The 15,561-nt window shown below is 58.9% G+C and carries 13 protein-coding genes and 1 tRNA gene; 4 read left to right on the top strand and 10 right to left on the bottom strand.

Annotation, left to right across the window (positions count from 1 at the left end):
* The first annotated feature begins 202 nt into the window (after positions 1-202).
* Positions 203-1,132: a helix-turn-helix transcriptional regulator gene (locus ACZ495_RS09405; protein WP_394026387.1), complete on the top strand. Its 930-nt coding sequence runs from the start codon at positions 203-205 to the stop codon at positions 1,130-1,132.
* Between the two features lie 306 nt (positions 1,133-1,438).
* On the opposite strand, the gene ACZ495_RS09400 is transcribed toward ACZ495_RS09405, so the two are convergent.
* From ACZ495_RS09400 to ACZ495_RS09385, 4 genes are all read right to left on the bottom strand, one after another.
* Positions 1,439-1,532: transfer RNA gene (locus ACZ495_RS09400), tRNA-Ser, on the bottom strand.
* A gap of 208 nt (positions 1,533-1,740) precedes the next feature.
* A complete protein-coding gene (locus ACZ495_RS09395) occupies positions 1,741-2,559 on the bottom strand; it encodes a tetratricopeptide repeat protein (RefSeq protein ID WP_072311558.1) in 819 nt (272 codons plus the stop codon).
* Positions 2,553-3,293, bottom strand: a complete 741-nt coding sequence (locus ACZ495_RS09390; RefSeq protein ID WP_012624080.1) for a nicotinate-nicotinamide nucleotide adenylyltransferase — start codon at positions 3,291-3,293, stop codon at positions 2,553-2,555. Before ACZ495_RS09390 ends, ACZ495_RS09395 begins: the two co-directional genes overlap by 7 nt.
* Positions 3,293-4,564 carry a glutamate-5-semialdehyde dehydrogenase gene (locus tag ACZ495_RS09385; RefSeq protein WP_012624081.1) on the bottom strand — a complete coding sequence of 424 codons (1,272 nt, stop codon included), beginning with the start codon at positions 4,562-4,564 and terminating at the stop codon, positions 3,293-3,295. The genes ACZ495_RS09390 and ACZ495_RS09385 overlap by 1 nt, the downstream gene beginning before the upstream one ends.
* A 184-nt stretch (positions 4,565-4,748) precedes the next feature.
* Between ACZ495_RS09385 and ACZ495_RS09380 the strand changes: the two genes are divergently transcribed.
* The 3 genes from ACZ495_RS09380 to ACZ495_RS09370 all read left to right on the top strand — a co-directional run bounded on the left by ACZ495_RS09380 (position 4,749) and on the right by ACZ495_RS09370 (position 8,120).
* A complete protein-coding gene (locus ACZ495_RS09380) occupies positions 4,749-5,516 on the top strand; it encodes a tetratricopeptide repeat protein (RefSeq protein WP_464262119.1) in 768 nt (255 codons plus the stop codon).
* Positions 5,517-5,644: 128 nt separating this feature from the next.
* Positions 5,645-7,501, top strand: coding sequence for an indolepyruvate ferredoxin oxidoreductase subunit alpha (gene iorA / locus ACZ495_RS09375; protein ID WP_296984641.1), 1,857 nt, complete (start codon positions 5,645-5,647; stop codon positions 7,499-7,501).
* Positions 7,502-7,511: 10 nt separating this feature from the next.
* The gene (locus tag ACZ495_RS09370) at positions 7,512-8,120 is read left to right on the top strand and encodes an indolepyruvate oxidoreductase subunit beta (RefSeq protein WP_012624084.1); all 609 of its coding nucleotides are present in this window, start codon (positions 7,512-7,514) and stop codon (positions 8,118-8,120) included.
* Between the two features lie 150 nt (positions 8,121-8,270).
* Here ACZ495_RS09370 and rlmN read toward each other — a convergent pair whose 3' ends face one another.
* The 6 genes from rlmN to dsrK all read right to left on the bottom strand — a co-directional run bounded on the left by rlmN (position 8,271) and on the right by dsrK (position 15,557).
* Positions 8,271-9,365: a dual-specificity RNA methyltransferase RlmN gene (gene rlmN, locus ACZ495_RS09365; protein ID WP_041724640.1), complete on the bottom strand. Its 1,095-nt coding sequence runs from the start codon at positions 9,363-9,365 to the stop codon at positions 8,271-8,273.
* A gap of 443 nt (positions 9,366-9,808) precedes the next feature.
* Positions 9,809-11,140 (bottom strand): HD domain-containing protein, encoded by a 1,332-nt coding sequence (locus tag ACZ495_RS09360; RefSeq protein WP_012624086.1) that lies wholly within the window; start codon positions 11,138-11,140, stop codon positions 9,809-9,811.
* Positions 11,141-11,568: 428 nt separating this feature from the next.
* On the bottom strand, positions 11,569-12,738 hold the full coding sequence (gene dsrP / locus ACZ495_RS09355) for a sulfate reduction electron transfer complex DsrMKJOP subunit DsrP (RefSeq protein WP_012624087.1): 1,170 nt from the start codon (positions 12,736-12,738) through the stop codon (positions 11,569-11,571).
* 12 nt (positions 12,739-12,750) lie between these two features.
* Positions 12,751-13,533 (bottom strand): sulfate reduction electron transfer complex DsrMKJOP subunit DsrO, encoded by a 783-nt coding sequence (gene dsrO / locus ACZ495_RS09350; protein ID WP_012624088.1) that lies wholly within the window; start codon positions 13,531-13,533, stop codon positions 12,751-12,753.
* Positions 13,533-13,913 carry a sulfate reduction electron transfer complex DsrMKJOP subunit DsrJ gene (gene dsrJ, locus ACZ495_RS09345; protein WP_012624089.1) on the bottom strand — a complete coding sequence of 127 codons (381 nt, stop codon included), beginning with the start codon at positions 13,911-13,913 and terminating at the stop codon, positions 13,533-13,535. Before dsrJ ends, dsrO begins: the two co-directional genes overlap by 1 nt.
* Positions 13,914-15,557 carry a sulfate reduction electron transfer complex DsrMKJOP subunit DsrK gene (dsrK, locus tag ACZ495_RS09340; protein ID WP_012624090.1) on the bottom strand — a complete coding sequence of 548 codons (1,644 nt, stop codon included), beginning with the start codon at positions 15,555-15,557 and terminating at the stop codon, positions 13,914-13,916.
* Positions 15,558-15,561 lie beyond the last annotated feature (4 nt).

The following is a 15,561-nucleotide window of genomic DNA, read 5'->3' as shown; positions in this document are numbered from 1 at the left end:
GTTGTTGAAATTGAATGTTCTTTTCAGTACACTCCATTGAACAGAAGGACTAACCCCCGGGGGGCCAAAAACTGTCCCCGCCGGGGACAGGCTTGTATTATCAGTGCGGCCCGCGAGCCGCAGGCCGGGCCGGGAGGAGGAAGCATGAGCAACAATCCCCTGTGCAGCACCCAGGGTGGGCGCCATCTTTTTACTGCATGCCATGAACCGTAATCCCGACATGGCGGCCTTTGCCGCTTCCAATGTGTACAAGATGACAGGAACCAGTCCTCTGGTGCTCAAGCCGGGGCTGGCGCTGCAGTTCGCTCGTGTGCCTGCGGCTGTTCACTGCCGGACGGAATTTGCCATTGATTCTTCGCCAGTGATCTTCGGATTTATGCTCGCCGGGCTGAATTGCTGCCGTTACGCACAGGGGGCACTCAGCCGTACCCAGTGCGTGCACACGGGCGGCAGCAACCGCATCACCTACCTTCCTGAAACAAGTGGTGTGCTGGACTGCAGGGGGGGGATGCAGCGTTTGAGCATTCTGGCCGCGCCGGAATTTCTGGAAGACTATGTGGAACTGGAGCGGTCAAAGCTGCCCAAGGGCCTGGTGGGCGCCATGTGCGGTAAAAGCACGGCTTTCCAGTGGGTCGGGCGGCAATGTCCCCTCAAGATGCGCCTTGTGGCAGACGTGCTGGGGGCCGCATACGCTGGCCCGTTGCGCAGGCTGCACCTGGAAGCCCGGGCGCTTGAGCTGATCGGCCTGCAGCTTGCGGAGTACCTGTCGCCTGAACCTGCCGCCACGACGGCCAGGCTTACGGCTTTGGACGTGAACCGCATCAGGGATGCCAGAGAGCTGTTGCTTCAGGATATGGAAAATCCGCCGTCCATAATGCAACTGGCGAAGCTGGCCGGGATAAATGAAAAAAAATTGAAATTTGGCTTCAAGCAGGTTTTCGGCATGCCGGTATTTGAATATTTTAGAAATTATCGTCTTGAAATGGCCCGTGAGTTGCTGGCATCAGGTGTAATGAACGTTACGGAGGCGGGCATGCATATCGGGTATCAGAGCCTGAGCCATTTCAGCGAGGCTTTTCGCAAGAAGTTCGGCGTTACGCCCAGAGAGTTTCAGGCCTCAGGCAAACGGTAAATTCGCATTGTCCTCCAATCAGAGGATGACTTTGGGGCGTGATGCAATGTGCGCGGGATTATGTTTAGAATATGGCAATGTATGAATAGCTCTTCGTTGTCTTGTAGCGTGTGGTGTGCATTCATGGCCAAAGTAGAACGGTTTTCTTCAGGCTCCGGCCAGACCTGCGCAAGGAGAGCAGTGACATCACCACTGCTCTGGTGCGTACGCTTTTGTGTCAGAGAACCGCAAACCGAACCACAATCTATAGATTTTAAAAAACAGGCTGTTATGCACAAATGCATAACAGCCTGTTTTATTATCATATGGCGGAGAGGGTGGGATTCGAACCCACGTGCCCCGATTAAGGGACAACTCGATTTCGAGTCGAGCGCGTTACGGCCAGCTTCGCTACCTCTCCGCAGGTCTGGGTGTAGCCCCCGTGACCGAAGGCAGTGTATAGCGCATCTTGCGCGGAATGGCAATGGGCGCGCTTGGTGCCGCACGGCAGTTTTTCATGCTGTCTGCCGATGGTGCCGGGCTGCGCCGGATGGGGCGCCGGGGGAGGGCGCTGCCAGTTGGTTCTATTCGGCGGAAAGTATCTGCCAGGCATGAGCGGCGGTATCGTGTTACCGGCGCTCCAGCGCTGCGATAACCTCCAGGGCGTCTGGTTGCCCCGGGTCTTCCTGAAGTGCTCGAAAGGCCATGTCTTCTGCGGCCTGTCGTTTGCGCCATGCCAGGTAGAGCGCAGCCATCTTGCCGAAGGTCGAGGGGTGCCCGCCAAAGGTGCGCAGCACGGCCTTATAGATGTTTTCGGCTTTTTCGTACTCGCGCAGTTCCATCCACGCAGCTACGGCCCCTGTGTAGGCGGCAGGCTCTCTTGGTTGGATTGTAATGGCTTCTTCATACATTTCCGCAGCTTCTTGATACAGCCCCGCTGCGGAAAAAATTTGTCCAACCTGTACGCGTATGCCATCTTCCCGGCTGAATTCTTCCACAACGCGCTTTAAAAAGGCCCGTCCTTTGGCGGTCTGGCCTTCGCGCACGAACTGCAGGCCTGTTTCAATGAGGTGCTTTTTACGCTCCATCCGTGCGGCAAGTTCAGCCTGTACACAGTTTTCTGCCTCTTTTTGCAAAATTCGCCCCAGCCCGTCCAGCACAGTAGCCAGGGCGGCTTCTTTGCCCTGCTGAAAGGGAATGCTTCTGGGCTTGCCCGTATGCTCCGGATCCAACAGGGGCTGCATGGTCTGATGATGGATAAGGGAGGCCAGAAATTCGCTGATCTGGATATCCAGTTCAGCCCTGGCGGAGCGCAACATTCTGACCTCGGCCATGCGCCGCAGGGCTTCGCTCATGGCCAGCAGGGAACGTTCCACTTCATCCCGCCGCAAGTAGCCTACAGCGCGGGCAATGTTTTCACGTATATCCTTGGGGGCAGTTGTCAGCATGGGCTTCCTGCCTGTTGCCAGTGTGTTCGCACGGTTTCTTCGCTTTCACGCAGGATTTCAAAAGCCGCCCGGGGCAGCAGAAAATCCACTCTCCGGTGTGCCAGCCACAAGGCGCGCAGGCGCGATGCGCTCACATCAAGCCACGGTAAGGGCAAAAAATGCGCCATGCCTCCACCAGGCAAGACCATACAGGGACCTTCGCCCACCAGCGGTTCACACTCTTCGGCCTCGGGCCACAGGCGAGTGGCGGTGGTTGCCATGTCACGGCCGTCCTGCCCGTCTCGCGGCACGACAACGAAGTGGCACAGGCCGGGCAGTTCCAGACCCCTGTGCCAGGTGGGCAGCAGGGCAAAGTCCGGGCTGCCGAGTATGAAGTAAAGCTCTGTATCCGGAGCGGCCTCGCGGTAGGCAAGCAGGGTATCCCAGGTATAGGACGGTCCCCGGCGTTGGCCTTCAAGCCTGTTACAGCGCAGAAAAGGCAGATCCGCTATGCTGGCTTCCAGCATCCGGGCGCGCAGGTCAAAGGGCAGCATGCCGATCATGGCCTTGTGCGGCGGCACCGCACAGGGAATCAGGTCAACACCGTCGGTCAGGGATGCCAGGGCTTCGGCGGCCTCAATGGCCAGCCGCAGATGTCCCACGTGGGGCGGATTAAAACTGCCCCCCAGGATGGCCCGTCCCGTGGGCGGGCTTGCAGAGTCTGCTGTGGGCCGCAGAGTGCGCCGTATGGTCACTACTGCCGCACCTGCCCCTGCCCCAACACCACAAATTTGGTGGTGGTCAGTTCTTCAACGCCCATGGCCCCGTAAGCATGCAGCTTGGAGGTGGATATGCCGATCTCCGCGCCCAGGCCGAGCTGCCCGCCGTCGTTGAAGCGGCTGGATGCATTGACCGCCACCATGGAGGCATCGGCTTCGCGCAGAAAGCGCATGGCCTTGGCATAGTCATTGGTGCAGATGATTTCTGTATGGTTGGATCCATAGCGGGCAATGTGGTCCAGCGCTTCATCCATACTGTCCACCACGCGAACGGCGAGAACAAGATCATGAAATTCCTGACCAAGGTCTTCAGCCCGCTGGGGAACAACGCGGCCTTGCGGGGCCTTGTTCATAAGGGGCAGGGCCGTGGTGTCAGCCCGAAATTCCACGCCCGCCGCGCCGAGTTTTTCCGCCACCAGGGGCAGAAAGGCCGAGGCTGCATCCTTGTGTACAAGCAGGCATTCCAGGGCGTTACATACGCCTGGCCGCTGCACCTTGCCGTTAAAAACAATATCCAGCGCGCGCTCAAGGTCGGCGTCCGGCTCGATATAGGCGTGGCACACGCCCTTGAAGTGCTTGAGCACGGGCATGGTGGCGGCTTCGGTAACCGCGCGTACAAGCCTTTCGCCGCCGCGGGGGATGATCACGTCAATATACTGGTCAAGCTTGCACAGGGCGTTCACAGCCTCATGCCCCGGGACCGTCACAAGCTGCGCCGCCGAAGCGGGCAGCCCGGCCTGGACCATGGCTTCTTGCAGGGTCTGGGCCAGGGCTGTGTTGGAGTGTATGGCCTCGCTGCCGCCACGCAGAATAACGGCATTACCCGCCTTGATGCACAGGATGGCCGCATCAATGGTTACATTGGGGCGGGCCTCGTAAACCATGGCGATCACGCCGAGCGGTATGCGCATCTTGCCTACCAGCAAGCCGTTGGGCCGTTGCCACTGGCTTTCGGTAGCGCCGACAGGGTCTGGCAGGTTGGCCACATGGGCGCAGGCGGCGCGCATTTCTTCCATAATGGCCGAAGTCAGCGTAAGGCGGTCCAGCCGTGCCGCATCCTGCCCGGCGGCCCGGGCAGCTTCAATATCGCGGGCGTTGGCGGCCAGAATTTCCGGTTCGCGCTGATGCAGCAGTTGCGCCAAGCCCAGCAGGGCCTGGTTCTTGGCTTCGGGCGTGGCCCTGGTCATGGCCCGCGCCGCATCCTTTGCCTGCGCGCCAAGACGCGCCATTTCTTCAGCCGGCGTCATGCAAGCTCCTTGTGGCAGCGGCCATGAGCGCGCCTTTGCGGCTCTGGCCGGGGGATATTTGTTTTGACAGATGGACGTTTTATGGCCTATGAAGAAGACTTCCGTCCTGAGCCTGTCCCCACGTGAGCGCTCTGCGCACACGCCGGAAACGGCGGCGATTTCGCCCCTAAGGAGTTTTTGATACATGAATCCGCAAAAGAATCAAGGCGCGGGCGACGCGCCCCTGTTGCGTGACCTGCAGGCCGAGGTGAGCCACGAAAGCGCACCCCTTCTGCAATTCATGCTGCGCCACGCCGGACTTATTGCCGGTGTGCTGGTGGTTTTTCTGCTGGTGCTTGTAGGCACCGGCATTTATAACTGGCACGGTGATTCGCGGGCCGAAGAAGCCCGTGATGCCCTGGCCCGCGCCACGCTGCAGCACAGCGGTGCAGATCAGGTCAAGGCTCTGGCCCAGTTGGCAGAGAGCGTGCCTTCGTCCACGCGCTTCGCAGCCTATATGGCCCTGGCCCAGAGCGCTCTGGCCAACGGTGATTACGACACCGCTGCCCAGGCTTACGGCAAGGCCGCCAAGAGCACGGACGGCGCTTTCAGCCTTTCTGCTGCCCTGGGTGAGGCCGGTATTCTGCTTCAGGCCGGAAAAAACGCACAGGCCCTGACCCTGCTGCAGGGATTGCAAAATGCCCTGCCCGGCGGAGCCAGCGCGCCCCAACTGCGTCAGATGCTGGCCGAAGCGGCCATTGCCGCAGGTCAGAAAGAACTGGCCGCCCGTACCTATCTGGCTCTGGCCCGCGAAACTGACGGCGTGAACAGCAGCTACCTGCGCACCCGCGCTGCCGAACTGGATCCCACGCTGGCTGCTGCCGACGAACCCGTCGCGCCGGAATCTCCCGCTGCGGATGCCAAGCCCAAGCCGGATGCCGCCGGACAAAAAGACACACCGTCCAAACCGTAACAGTTTCAGACGACAACCCGCAAGATGCTCCGCACTGCGGGTTGTTGTGCAATAAAAGGGTGCGCCACCGGGCGCACCTTGCATTATCAGTGCGGCCCGCGAGCCATGCGCCGGGGCCGGGAGGAAGCATGAGCAACAATCCCCTGTTGCACGGCGCCCAAGGTGAGCGCCATCTGTTGTTGGGCAACGAGGCCATTGTGCGTGGCGCTCTTGAGGCCGGTGTGCATGTGGTTACCTGTTATCCGGGTACGCCTTCGTCCGAAGTGCCGGACACTTTCCATCGCATCGGCGGTGAGGGCCGTTACCGGCTGGAATATTCCGTCAACGAGAAGGTTGCCATGGAGGTGGCCGCAGGCGCTGCCCTTGGCGGGGCCATGAGCCTTGTGACCATGAAGCATGTGGGGCTTAACGTGGCCGCCGACCCGTTGTTTACGGCGGTGTATACGGGCCTGCCCGGTGGCCTGGTTGTACTTTCTGCCGATGACCCCGGCTGCCACTCCAGCCAGAACGAGCAGGACAACCGCTATTACGCGCGTTTTGCCATGCTGCCCTGTTTTGAACCGGCCTCGGCGCAGGAAGCCAAGGACATGACGCGCGAGGCCTTCAGCCTGGCGCGTCGCCTTGAACAGCCCGTGCTGCTGCGCACCACAACGCGGATCAGCCATTTGCGTGGTCCTGTGGATTTTGATGCCTTGCCCGCGCCGCAGCCCAAAAAGGATTTCCAGCGTGACCCAGCTCGTTTTGTTCCTGTGCCTGCCGTGGCCCGCAAGCGGCATGTGGTGCTGGACGAACTGATGGCCCGTGCCCGTCAGGCCGCGGAAGAAAGTTCCTTCAATACGATTGCCGAACCTGCCGAAATCACAAAACTGGGCATCATCACCAGCGGTGTTTCGCGCAACTATCTGGCTGATGCGCTGGCCGCCAATGGATGGGAGGGTCGCGTACGTGTGCTGGAACTGGGTATGACCTGGCCCCTGCCCGAAGAAAAAATCTGCACTTTCCTTGCCGGATGCGAGCGGGTGCTGGTGCTGGAAGAGGGGGAGGACCTGCTGGAACAGGACATTCGTGTTCTGGTGCAGCGGCGTGGTCTTTCCGTGAGCATTGAAGGCAAAGACGACATTCTCACCCATCAGGGCGAGTATTCCACCACACTTGTCACGCGCCGTCTGGCCCGTTGGTTTGATGAAACCTGTCCCGTGCGGGAGCCGCGCAGCATGGAGCCAGATCTGCCGGGCCGTCCGCCCAACCTGTGCCCCGGCTGTTCGCACCGCGCCGTGTATTATACGGTACGGCAGATCTTTGGGGACGAGGCCTATTATTCCAGCGATATCGGCTGCTACACTCTGGGACTTCTGCCCCCCCTGCGCACGGCTGACTTTCTGGTGTGCATGGGTTCATCCATCTCGGCAGGCAGCGGTTTTGCCCGGGCCTCGGAAAAACCCGTCATTGCCTTTATCGGCGACTCCACTTTTTTCCATTCCGGTATGACCGGGCTTGCCAACGCCGTTTTCAACCAGCATGACGTACTTATGGTCATTCTGGACAACGGCACCACGGCCATGACCGGGCATCAGCCCAATCCCGGCATGCAGCAGGATGTGCTCGGCAGCATGAGCAGCCATATGGATATTGAAACCATTGTGCGCGGCATGGGCGTGACCGAAGTGGCCAAGGTGCGTGCCTTCAATATCAAGGCACTTACAGCGGCCCTGAATGACATGAAAGACAAGCCAGGCGTGCGAGTGCTTATCACCGAAGAGCCATGTGTGCTTTATGCCCGCCGCCAGCTCAAGAAGGTTGCCCCCCAGGTGGCCGTAGTGGCGCAACAGGGGGCGGAAGCCATGCGCTGCCTTGAAGAGCTTGCCTGCCCTGCGTTTTATCGCCACGGCGACAATCTGGAGGTGGATGCGACCCTCTGCACGGGCTGCATGGTGTGTTTGCAGGTGGCCCCCGGGGCTTTCAAGGCGCGCAAGCGACAGGGATAGGTGAAAGACAATGACTATGCAGAACAAGCAGAAGCGCATGCGCGTTTATTTTACCGGCGTGGGCGGCCAGGGAACCCTTACGGCCACGACCTTGCTGGCCCGTACGGCCCTTGAGGCCGGGCTGGATGTGGTGGCGGGCGAAGTGCACGGCATGGCCCAGCGCGGCGGCGTGGTGGAATCTGTCATGCTGCTGGGCGGCTGGCGTTCGCCCAAACTGGACCTTGGCGAGGCTGACGTCATGCTGGGCTTTGAACCTTTGGAAACCCTGCGTGGCCTGCCCTATCTGCGGCAGGGCGGCACGGTGTTTTCCAGCAGCGACGCGCTGCCGCCCGTGGGAGTGTCGCTGGGCAAGGCCGTGTACCCTGATATGGCGCACATAGAATCCAGTGCGCGCGCGATCGCCGGACAGTGCCTTTTTATTCCCTGCCGTGAACTGGGCAGGCAGGCAGGCTCTGTGCAGAGCGGCAATACCGTGCTCTTGAGCGCGGTATGCGCTTCCGGCGTGCTGCCCTTTGGTGTGGACGCGCTGGAGGCGGCCATCAAAAAATTCCTGCCCCCGAAACTTCAGGAGGTGAACCTGAAGGCGCTTGAGCTTGGCAGGCAAGTCCTCAAGGGCTGATGCGGTCAAGCGAAAAACAGGCATAGGATATAAATGCAGCGGCCCGGCCTGTATAAGGCCGGGCCGTTTTTTTGTCAGCAGGAAAAACCGCCCCAGGCCTGCGCAGAGTTGTGCGCGTGTCCGTTGCGCAGTCCGGGGCGGGCACGCTTTTTATTCGCAATTTTTCGGATCAGCGTCCGCCGCGGCTGTATCCTTCTGCCGGGCAGCCTTGAGCTGGCCGCAGGCCGCCTTGATGTCCTGCCCTTTGCTTTTGCGGATAATGGCAGTGATATCTTTGCTCCAGAGGTATTTTTCAAACGCCAGTATGCGTTCTTCACTGGGCGCCTGGTAAGGGGAGCCTTCTGCAGCGTTGTACACGATGATGTTCAGCTTGCCCTTGACCGCACTGACCAGGGGGGCCAGTTCTCTGGCGTGTTCCAGACTGTCGTTGACACCGCCGAGCATCAGGTATTCAAAAGTGATGTGTTCGCGCGTTTTGAGTGGATAGGACTTGAGTGCTGCCATGAGATCATTCAGTCGCCAGCGGGCGGCCTTGGGCATAATGCGCTCGCGCACCGCCTGGTTGGGGGCGTGCAGCGATACGGCCAGAAAGGCCAGCCCGGATTCGCCCAGCTCTTTCAGGCCCTTTTCAATGCCGCAGGTGGAAACCGTGATGCGGCGGGGCGAAAATCCCAGTCCCTTGTCGTTATTGAGGCTTTCGAGTGAGCGCATGACTTCTTTCAGGTTCAGCAGGGGTTCACCCATACCCATGAAAACAAGGTTGCGCAGTATGGGCCAGTGCAGGCGGGTATCGCCCAGATGTTCCCGGGCCACCAGAATCTGGCCGAGGATTTCTCCCATGGTCATGTTGCGCTCAAAGCCCATTTGTCCTGTGGAGCAGAAGGTGCAGCCCATGGTGCACCCCACCTGGCAGGAGAGGCATTGCGTCCAGCGGCGCACGCCTTCGCGCGAATCAGAAGGGATAAGCACGGTCTCAATTTGCGCGCCGTCTTCAAGGCGCAGCAGAAATTTTGTGGTGCCGTCCCGGCTTTCTTCCACAGCACTGACTTCCGGCCAGACGATACAGGCCTTGGCGGCCAGAAGCTCGCGGCAGGGGCGGGATATGTTGGTCATGGTGTCGAAATCGCGCGCCATGCGCTGCCATATCCACTGCCACAGTTGCATGGCGCGAAATTTGGGTTCGCCCAGTTCTGACTGCGTCCAGGCTTCCAGTTCGGGAAGTGTGAGATTGAGAAGATTTGTCATGGTCCTGCCGGACTGTTCATCCTGTGTTACGGTTGCGGCCGCGCCCTGCGCAAACGGCCCGGACATCTGTTTACCGGGAGGCGCCGGAGAGCACAAGGGGATTTGTTGAGGGAGAACCTGCGACGAGTGGAAGGTGGAGGATAAAGGGCAGGGCTGTTTGCGATGGGGGTATGTTTGCGGTCTGAGGGTTTGCGTTTTGATTCCGTTTGGTACGCCTTCTGCCGCCCGCCGCGCAGGCGGCCCAAATAAAGGACAAGGGAAAGTTCCCGTACCCGCCGGCCGCATCCAAATCAATCTGGTGGAAAAGCAAAATATAGCGGCAAACAAGAGTTGTTGTCGCCTGCCCTCGTGGGCAGACACCAAAAAGTAAATAAAAAAGGCCGCCCCATATTTCAGGGCCGGCCTCAACAGTAACCTGCACTAACTGCGACTACTCCCGCCAGTTAACCCACAGATTTTCTCGCATACTCCCGCACAAAACTCACGGCCGATTCCAGGTCCGTCACTTCCCCGGCAATCTGGGCCTTGAGCAGTGCATCGCGGATAATCCCCACCTGCGGACCGGGCGAAAGCTTGGTTTCGCTCATGATTTCATTACCGTTAAGCAGGGGTTCCAGCATCTGTTCCGGTGTTTCGGCGCGGTCCAGATACTTCATATTGTGGTTGAACGACGTGGGAATGCCGTCACGCGCCTTGAGGTCGGCCCGGGCCATGGCAATAAGGCGGGGGTAGTCGTCCAGCGCCTTGAACCGGCGAATACCGCGGTCGGTCATCATGAAATGGAAGCGCATGTGGTTGCGCACCAGGTGGCAGAGCAGGTCGATATCTTCCTGGGCGAAGTGCAGTCGCCGCAGAATCTTGCGTGTGACCTTGGCCCCCACGCGGTGGTGCTGGTAGTAGGTCCACTGGCCGTCATAGTATTCACCGGTGTACAGCTTGCCCACATCATGGAAAAGCATGGCCATGGTTCCGAGCCAGTCGTAATGGAAGTCTTCTTCGGGGTAACACTTCATGCACTCAAGGGTATGCTCGAAAACATTTTCGGTGTCGCCTTCTTTATTGCGCATCTGGGTCAGGCAGGAAAGGGCCGCCACTTCGGGGATAAGGCCCTGAAGAATGTGGGCGTCAAACAGCAGGCGCACAAAGCGGTACATGTTTTCGGCAGCAACCTTGCGCCATTCGTCCATAATGTCCGTGGCGGGGACGTAGTCCAGCACACGGCTCGAGGCGCGCACAATGGCGAGCCAGGTATTGGGTTCGATGGGCAGGTCAAAGTTGGCGGCAAAGCGCAGCGCGCGCACGGCCAGCAGGTAGTCGTGCCGCAGGGTTTCATCGGGCAGGCCGGTCAGGCAGATGGCCCCGCTTTTGATATCCTCAAAGCCATCGTATACATCGCCCGTGTATTCGGGGGTACTGAAGCCCGTAAGGCGCAGCTTGAGGCGCTCTTCATGGCTCATGAGGTCAATCATGGTGGGGGTGATCTTGATCAGCGAAAGCTCGGGATGCCCCGCCGCGGCCACTTCAAGGGGATAAAAACGGTAGGTGACGCCGTTTTCTTCCATAATGGCCAGAGCGCGTTTTTCAGGCGCGGCCTGTGCCTTGGGGAAAAGTTTGAACAGCGTGTCCATATCCGGTTCGCAGGCAATATCTACAGCCAACTGACCGGCCCTTTCGAGCAGATGTTCCTGCAAGGGGGCGTTGATGACATGAGCGTCATAACCGTTGCGCAAAAATGTTTTGCAAATGGTTATGGCGTCTTTGAGCGCTTGCTTCATCTTGATCTCCTTGCAAAAGAATGGCGGCAATGACCTGCACTATGCCTTTTGAGACCTATGAAAGTCAAGCATGTCGCCTTGTTGTGCAGCCGCGGGGCTACCCTTTGGGGGAGGGCCAAGCGGCAATGTTTTTTTGTTTGTGCTTGCCGTTATGCAGCACAAAGCCTGTGTGTTTCGGCGTGTGCTGTATTTTTGCCTGTTGCGCCGGCAGAATTGTTCGCGTCGTCTGTATATGTTCAATGATGCAAGTCAATAAGTGCATTTTATCACAATGTGGGTATATATGAAAGCCCCCGCACGGACATATCCGCACGGGGGCTTTATTTTATGAAAACCAGGCCGGCCTTGGCCGGGATTGGAACAGGCTGGCATTAAAAATGGTTACCGGTTCCGTGCGGACGGAATAGACGTCCGCGTCATGCAACGCTCTAGTCGTGCATCTGGTTTACTTCCATCTTGACGCCGAGGGCAATCTTCCACAGCAGGGAGAGTACCAGGGCACCGATGGCGTACACGCCAAGCGCAACGGCAATTTCCTTGGCCGAGGGCATGTACGGGGTGAAGGCTTCAAACATGTTGGGCGTAAAGCCCGCGACCAGCAGGCCGAGGCCCTTGTCGATCCACGAGGCCAGCACCAGCATGATAAGCGCGATGGGCAGCACGTTGGCATTTTCGCGCAGTTTGGGCGGAATAAGCAGGGCCAGCGAGGCGAAGGCCATGATTACGGCGCCCCACATCCAGTAGCTCACCCAGGTCAGGTGTCCGCCATGACCGAAGAAGAGGAAGTGGATGGGTTCTTCATGCCCGGGAATGCCGCTGTAGAAAGCGGTGAAGATTTCCAGCAGGTAGAAGAATACGTTGATGCACATGGCATAAACGATGATGGTGGTCAGGGTTTTTACGGCTTCCTTGCCGGGATCAAAGCTGGTCAGGCGGCGCAGCACCATCATGAGCAGGAGCAGGATGGCGGGACCGGAACAGAACGCCGACGACAGGAAGCGGGCGGCCATGATGGCGGTGAGCCAGTAATGGCGGCCGGGGATGCCCGCGTACAGGAAGGCCGTGACCGTGTGAATGGAGAAAGCCCACAGGATGGACAGGTAAATAAGGGGCTTGATCCATTTGGGCGGGTCAATTTCGTGCCTTTCGGCCTCAAGGGTGACCCAGCCGATGATGATGTTGAGGCCAAGATAGCCGATGAGCACCATCATGTCGTAGAACATGACAGAATTGGGCGAGGGGTGGAGCATGACGTTAAGCATGCGCTGGGGCTGGCCCAGATCCACCACGATGAACAGCGCGCACATGACCACGGCCGCTACGGCCATGAATTCGCCGAAAATGATCATGCGCTTGAACTTTTTGTAGTGATGGAAGTAGGTGGGCAGCACCAGCATGACAGCTGAGGCCGCCACACCCACGAAATAGGTGAATTGCGAAATATACAGTCCCCACGAAACGTCGCGGCTCAGGCCGGTGACGGAGAGACCGTTGTACAACTGATCCAGATACACAAGGCCGCAACCCGCGATGACGACGAGCAGAAAGAGCAGCCACATGTAGAAGGTCTTGGGACCGTCGAGCAATTTTTCAAGCATGGCCTGTTCTCCCTAAATGAGGTAGTAAACGCCGGGCTGGGTGCCCAGGCTGGGCTTGCGGCGAATACTGTAGTTGGTGGCCAAAGCCTGACGCACCGTTGAGTTGGGGTCTTCCAGGTCGCCGAAAAGAATTTTGCCATTGGCTGCTTCAACGCAGGCGGGCATCTGGCCCACGGCCAGGCGCTCGGCGCAGAAGGTACATTTTTCGACCACGCCTATCATGCGCGTGGGATACTCGGGATTGGGCACAGGGTCCGCCAGGAACTTGCGCGGGTCCTTGAAGTTGAACGAGCGTGCGCCGTAGGGACAGCCCGCCATGCAGAACCGGCAGCCGATGCAGCGGTGGTAATCCATGGCAACAATGCCGTCGTCCATTTTGTAGGTGGCCTGAGTGGGGCACACGCGTACGCAGGGCGGATTGGTGCAGTGGTTGCACAAAAGCGGGTACATGGATTCGCGGGTGTGCGTGTTCAGGTGCGCGTTCATGTCGTCAGGGAAGACATGGGCGTAGCTGTCCAGCCAGAACCACTTGATGTCCTGATTATCAGGAATGTGCGGCACGTTGTGGTAGCTGTGGCACGCCTCGATCAGGGGCTTGTAGTCTTCAGGTCCCTTGAACTGGCGCGTATCGATAACCATGCCCCAGCGCTTGGCGTGCAGGGCGTTGGCCGCGCGTTCATACTTGCCGGGGGCAATCTGCGCCTGGGCCACGCCAGACAGGGCAGCCATGCCGCTGGTAAGGGCAAAGGCCGAAAAGCCCGCCACTTTCAGAAAGCTTCTTCTGCTCTTGTTCATTACTTGCTCCCCTGGGGAATGATGTGGCAAGTCCAGCAATACGGATCAACGCCGTTGGCTGTATGGCACTTCTCACAGAATTCCTTGTAGTTGCTGTGGCACTTCAAGCAGGTATTCTGCAGGCTGATGGTCCATTTTTTGCCGCTGGTGGCCACATAAACGCGGTTTTCCTTGCGCAGGGCCTCATCGCGCCATTCATTGAGCAGGCGCATGTGCTGGTCGCGCATGAACTGCACGTCCTCGATGCATTCCTTTTCGCCCTTGGGCAGCTCAATGCCTGTGCTCTTATAGTCCTGCCCCATCATGCTCAACCAGAAAGGGGAGGTAAACAGGGCCACAAAGATGACGATTCCGACGATAACTGCTTTGGCGTTATACATTTATTGGCCCTCCCCCTGCGCTTCGGGCGCATCCTCATCATCCGCCACGTTGGGCAGATCTTCCTGGCGCAGGTCCATGGTACGCTTGCACTCGCCCTTCATGACAAGGGCGTTGCCCACCAGTTCATGCAGCCCGCTCACATTGACGCCGGGCGCCCAGTAGTTGGCAAGCGGAGGCAGGGTGGCGCGGTCGATGGCGCACACGCAGGCCATGTGGTTGACGCCGTATTTTTCTTGCACAAAACGCAGGGCATTGCCGCGGGGCATACCGGCGCGCATGCGCAGTTCCATGATTTCTTCGGTGTTCAGGCCCGAACCGGCGCCGCAGCAGAAGGTTTGCTCGCGGATGGTGTTTTCGGGCATTTCGTGGAAGTTGTTGCACACGGCATTCAGCACGTAGCGCGGTTCATCCAGCAGACCCATGGCGCGTGCGGGGTTGCAGCTGTCATGGAAGGTGGTGATGATATGGTCGTTACGGCTGGGATCCAGATTCAGCTTGTTGTGGTGAATCAGGTCGGCCGTAAATTCCGCAATATGCACCATCTTGGTGGAGGCGGCGTTTTTGAACACCGTACCCGTGATGGGCGACACGGGGATTTCCATATTAGCCGGCGACGGGCCGTTGTAGGTATCCATGTACTGGTTGATCACGCGCCACATGTGGCCGCATTCGCCGCCCAGAATCCACTTGGAACCCAGACGCTCGGCTTCGGCATACATCTTGGCGTTGAGCTTCTTGGCCATGTTGAAGGAGGTGAAGGAACCGAAGTTGCCGCCTTCAGAAGCATAGGTCGAGAATGTGTAGTCAAGGTCAAGCTCGTGGAAGAGCATGAGGTAGCCCATGAAGGTGTAGATGCCGGGGTCGGCAAACACGTCACCCGAGGGCGTGATGAACAGGATTTCCCGGCCCTTTTCGTTGAAGGGCGTTTTGGGGCGGATGCCGGTGATGGTTTCGCAGTCATCGGCCAGCATTTCCACAATTTCCACGAAGGAGTGGGGCTGGATGCCCAGGTGGTTGCCCGTGAAGCTGCAGTTTTTCACCGGGTCCATGATCCAGTGCGTGCCAAGGCCTACCTCGTGCATCAGTTCGCGCACGATGGCGGTGATTTCAGCCGTGTCGATGCCGTAAGGGCAGAAGAGCGAACAGCGGCGGCACTCGGTGCACTGGTAAGCGTAGTAGTACAGTTCCTTGACAACGGACATGTCCCAGCCGCGGGCGCCGACCTTTTTGCCAAGAAGCTTGCCCAGCATGGTGTAATCGCGGCGGTAGAGCGAGCGCAGAAGCTCGGCGCGCAGCACGGGCATGTTCTTGGGGTCGTTGGTGCCGAGGAAGAAGTGGCACTTGTCGGCACAGGCGCCGCAACGCACACAGATGTCCATAAAGAGCTTGAGCGAGCGGTGCTTCTCAAGCCTGTCGGCAAAGGCATCGCACAGGATTTCTTCCCAGTTTTCGGGCAGATTCCAGTCTTCTGCGGCCGGATCCCACTCATGGGGATTGGGCATGTGCAGCAGTTCCATGGTTTCTTTTTTGGCCGGATAGCAAAAACTGCCCGGCGTGAACTCCGGCTTGACGTCAAGCCAGTCTTCGGCCGGAAAGTCCGGACGGCTGGCGACAAGCATTTGCGGTGTAGGTAATTTTGCCATGATG

The sequence above is a fragment of the Desulfovibrio sp. GTC20076 genome, from assembly GCF_055385905.1.
This window is presented reverse-complemented; position numbering and strand designations above follow the sequence as displayed.

Excerpts from the sequence above, each read along its gene's own strand:
- ACZ495_RS09405 (WP_394026387.1), top strand. The coding sequence starts at position 203 with ATGAACCGTAATCCCGACATGGCGGCCTTTGCCGCTTCCAATGTGTAC.
- ACZ495_RS09395 (WP_072311558.1), bottom strand. The coding sequence starts at position 2,559 with ATGCTGACAACTGCCCCCAAGGATATACGTGAAAACATTGCCCGCGCT.
- ACZ495_RS09385 (WP_012624081.1), bottom strand. The coding sequence starts at position 4,564 with ATGACGCCGGCTGAAGAAATGGCGCGTCTTGGCGCGCAGGCAAAGGAT.
- ACZ495_RS09380 (WP_464262119.1), top strand. The coding sequence starts at position 4,749 with ATGAATCCGCAAAAGAATCAAGGCGCGGGCGACGCGCCCCTGTTGCGT.
- iorA (WP_296984641.1), top strand. The coding sequence starts at position 5,645 with ATGAGCAACAATCCCCTGTTGCACGGCGCCCAAGGTGAGCGCCATCTG.
- ACZ495_RS09370 (WP_012624084.1), top strand. The coding sequence starts at position 7,512 with ATGACTATGCAGAACAAGCAGAAGCGCATGCGCGTTTATTTTACCGGC.
- rlmN (WP_041724640.1), bottom strand. The coding sequence starts at position 9,365 with ATGACAAATCTTCTCAATCTCACACTTCCCGAACTGGAAGCCTGGACG.
- ACZ495_RS09360 (WP_012624086.1), bottom strand. The coding sequence starts at position 11,140 with ATGAAGCAAGCGCTCAAAGACGCCATAACCATTTGCAAAACATTTTTG.
- dsrP (WP_012624087.1), bottom strand. The coding sequence starts at position 12,738 with ATGCTTGAAAAATTGCTCGACGGTCCCAAGACCTTCTACATGTGGCTG.
- dsrO (WP_012624088.1), bottom strand. The coding sequence starts at position 13,533 with ATGAACAAGAGCAGAAGAAGCTTTCTGAAAGTGGCGGGCTTTTCGGCC.
- dsrJ (WP_012624089.1), bottom strand. The coding sequence starts at position 13,913 with ATGTATAACGCCAAAGCAGTTATCGTCGGAATCGTCATCTTTGTGGCC.
- dsrK (WP_012624090.1), bottom strand. The coding sequence starts at position 15,557 with ATGGCAAAATTACCTACACCGCAAATGCTTGTCGCCAGCCGTCCGGAC.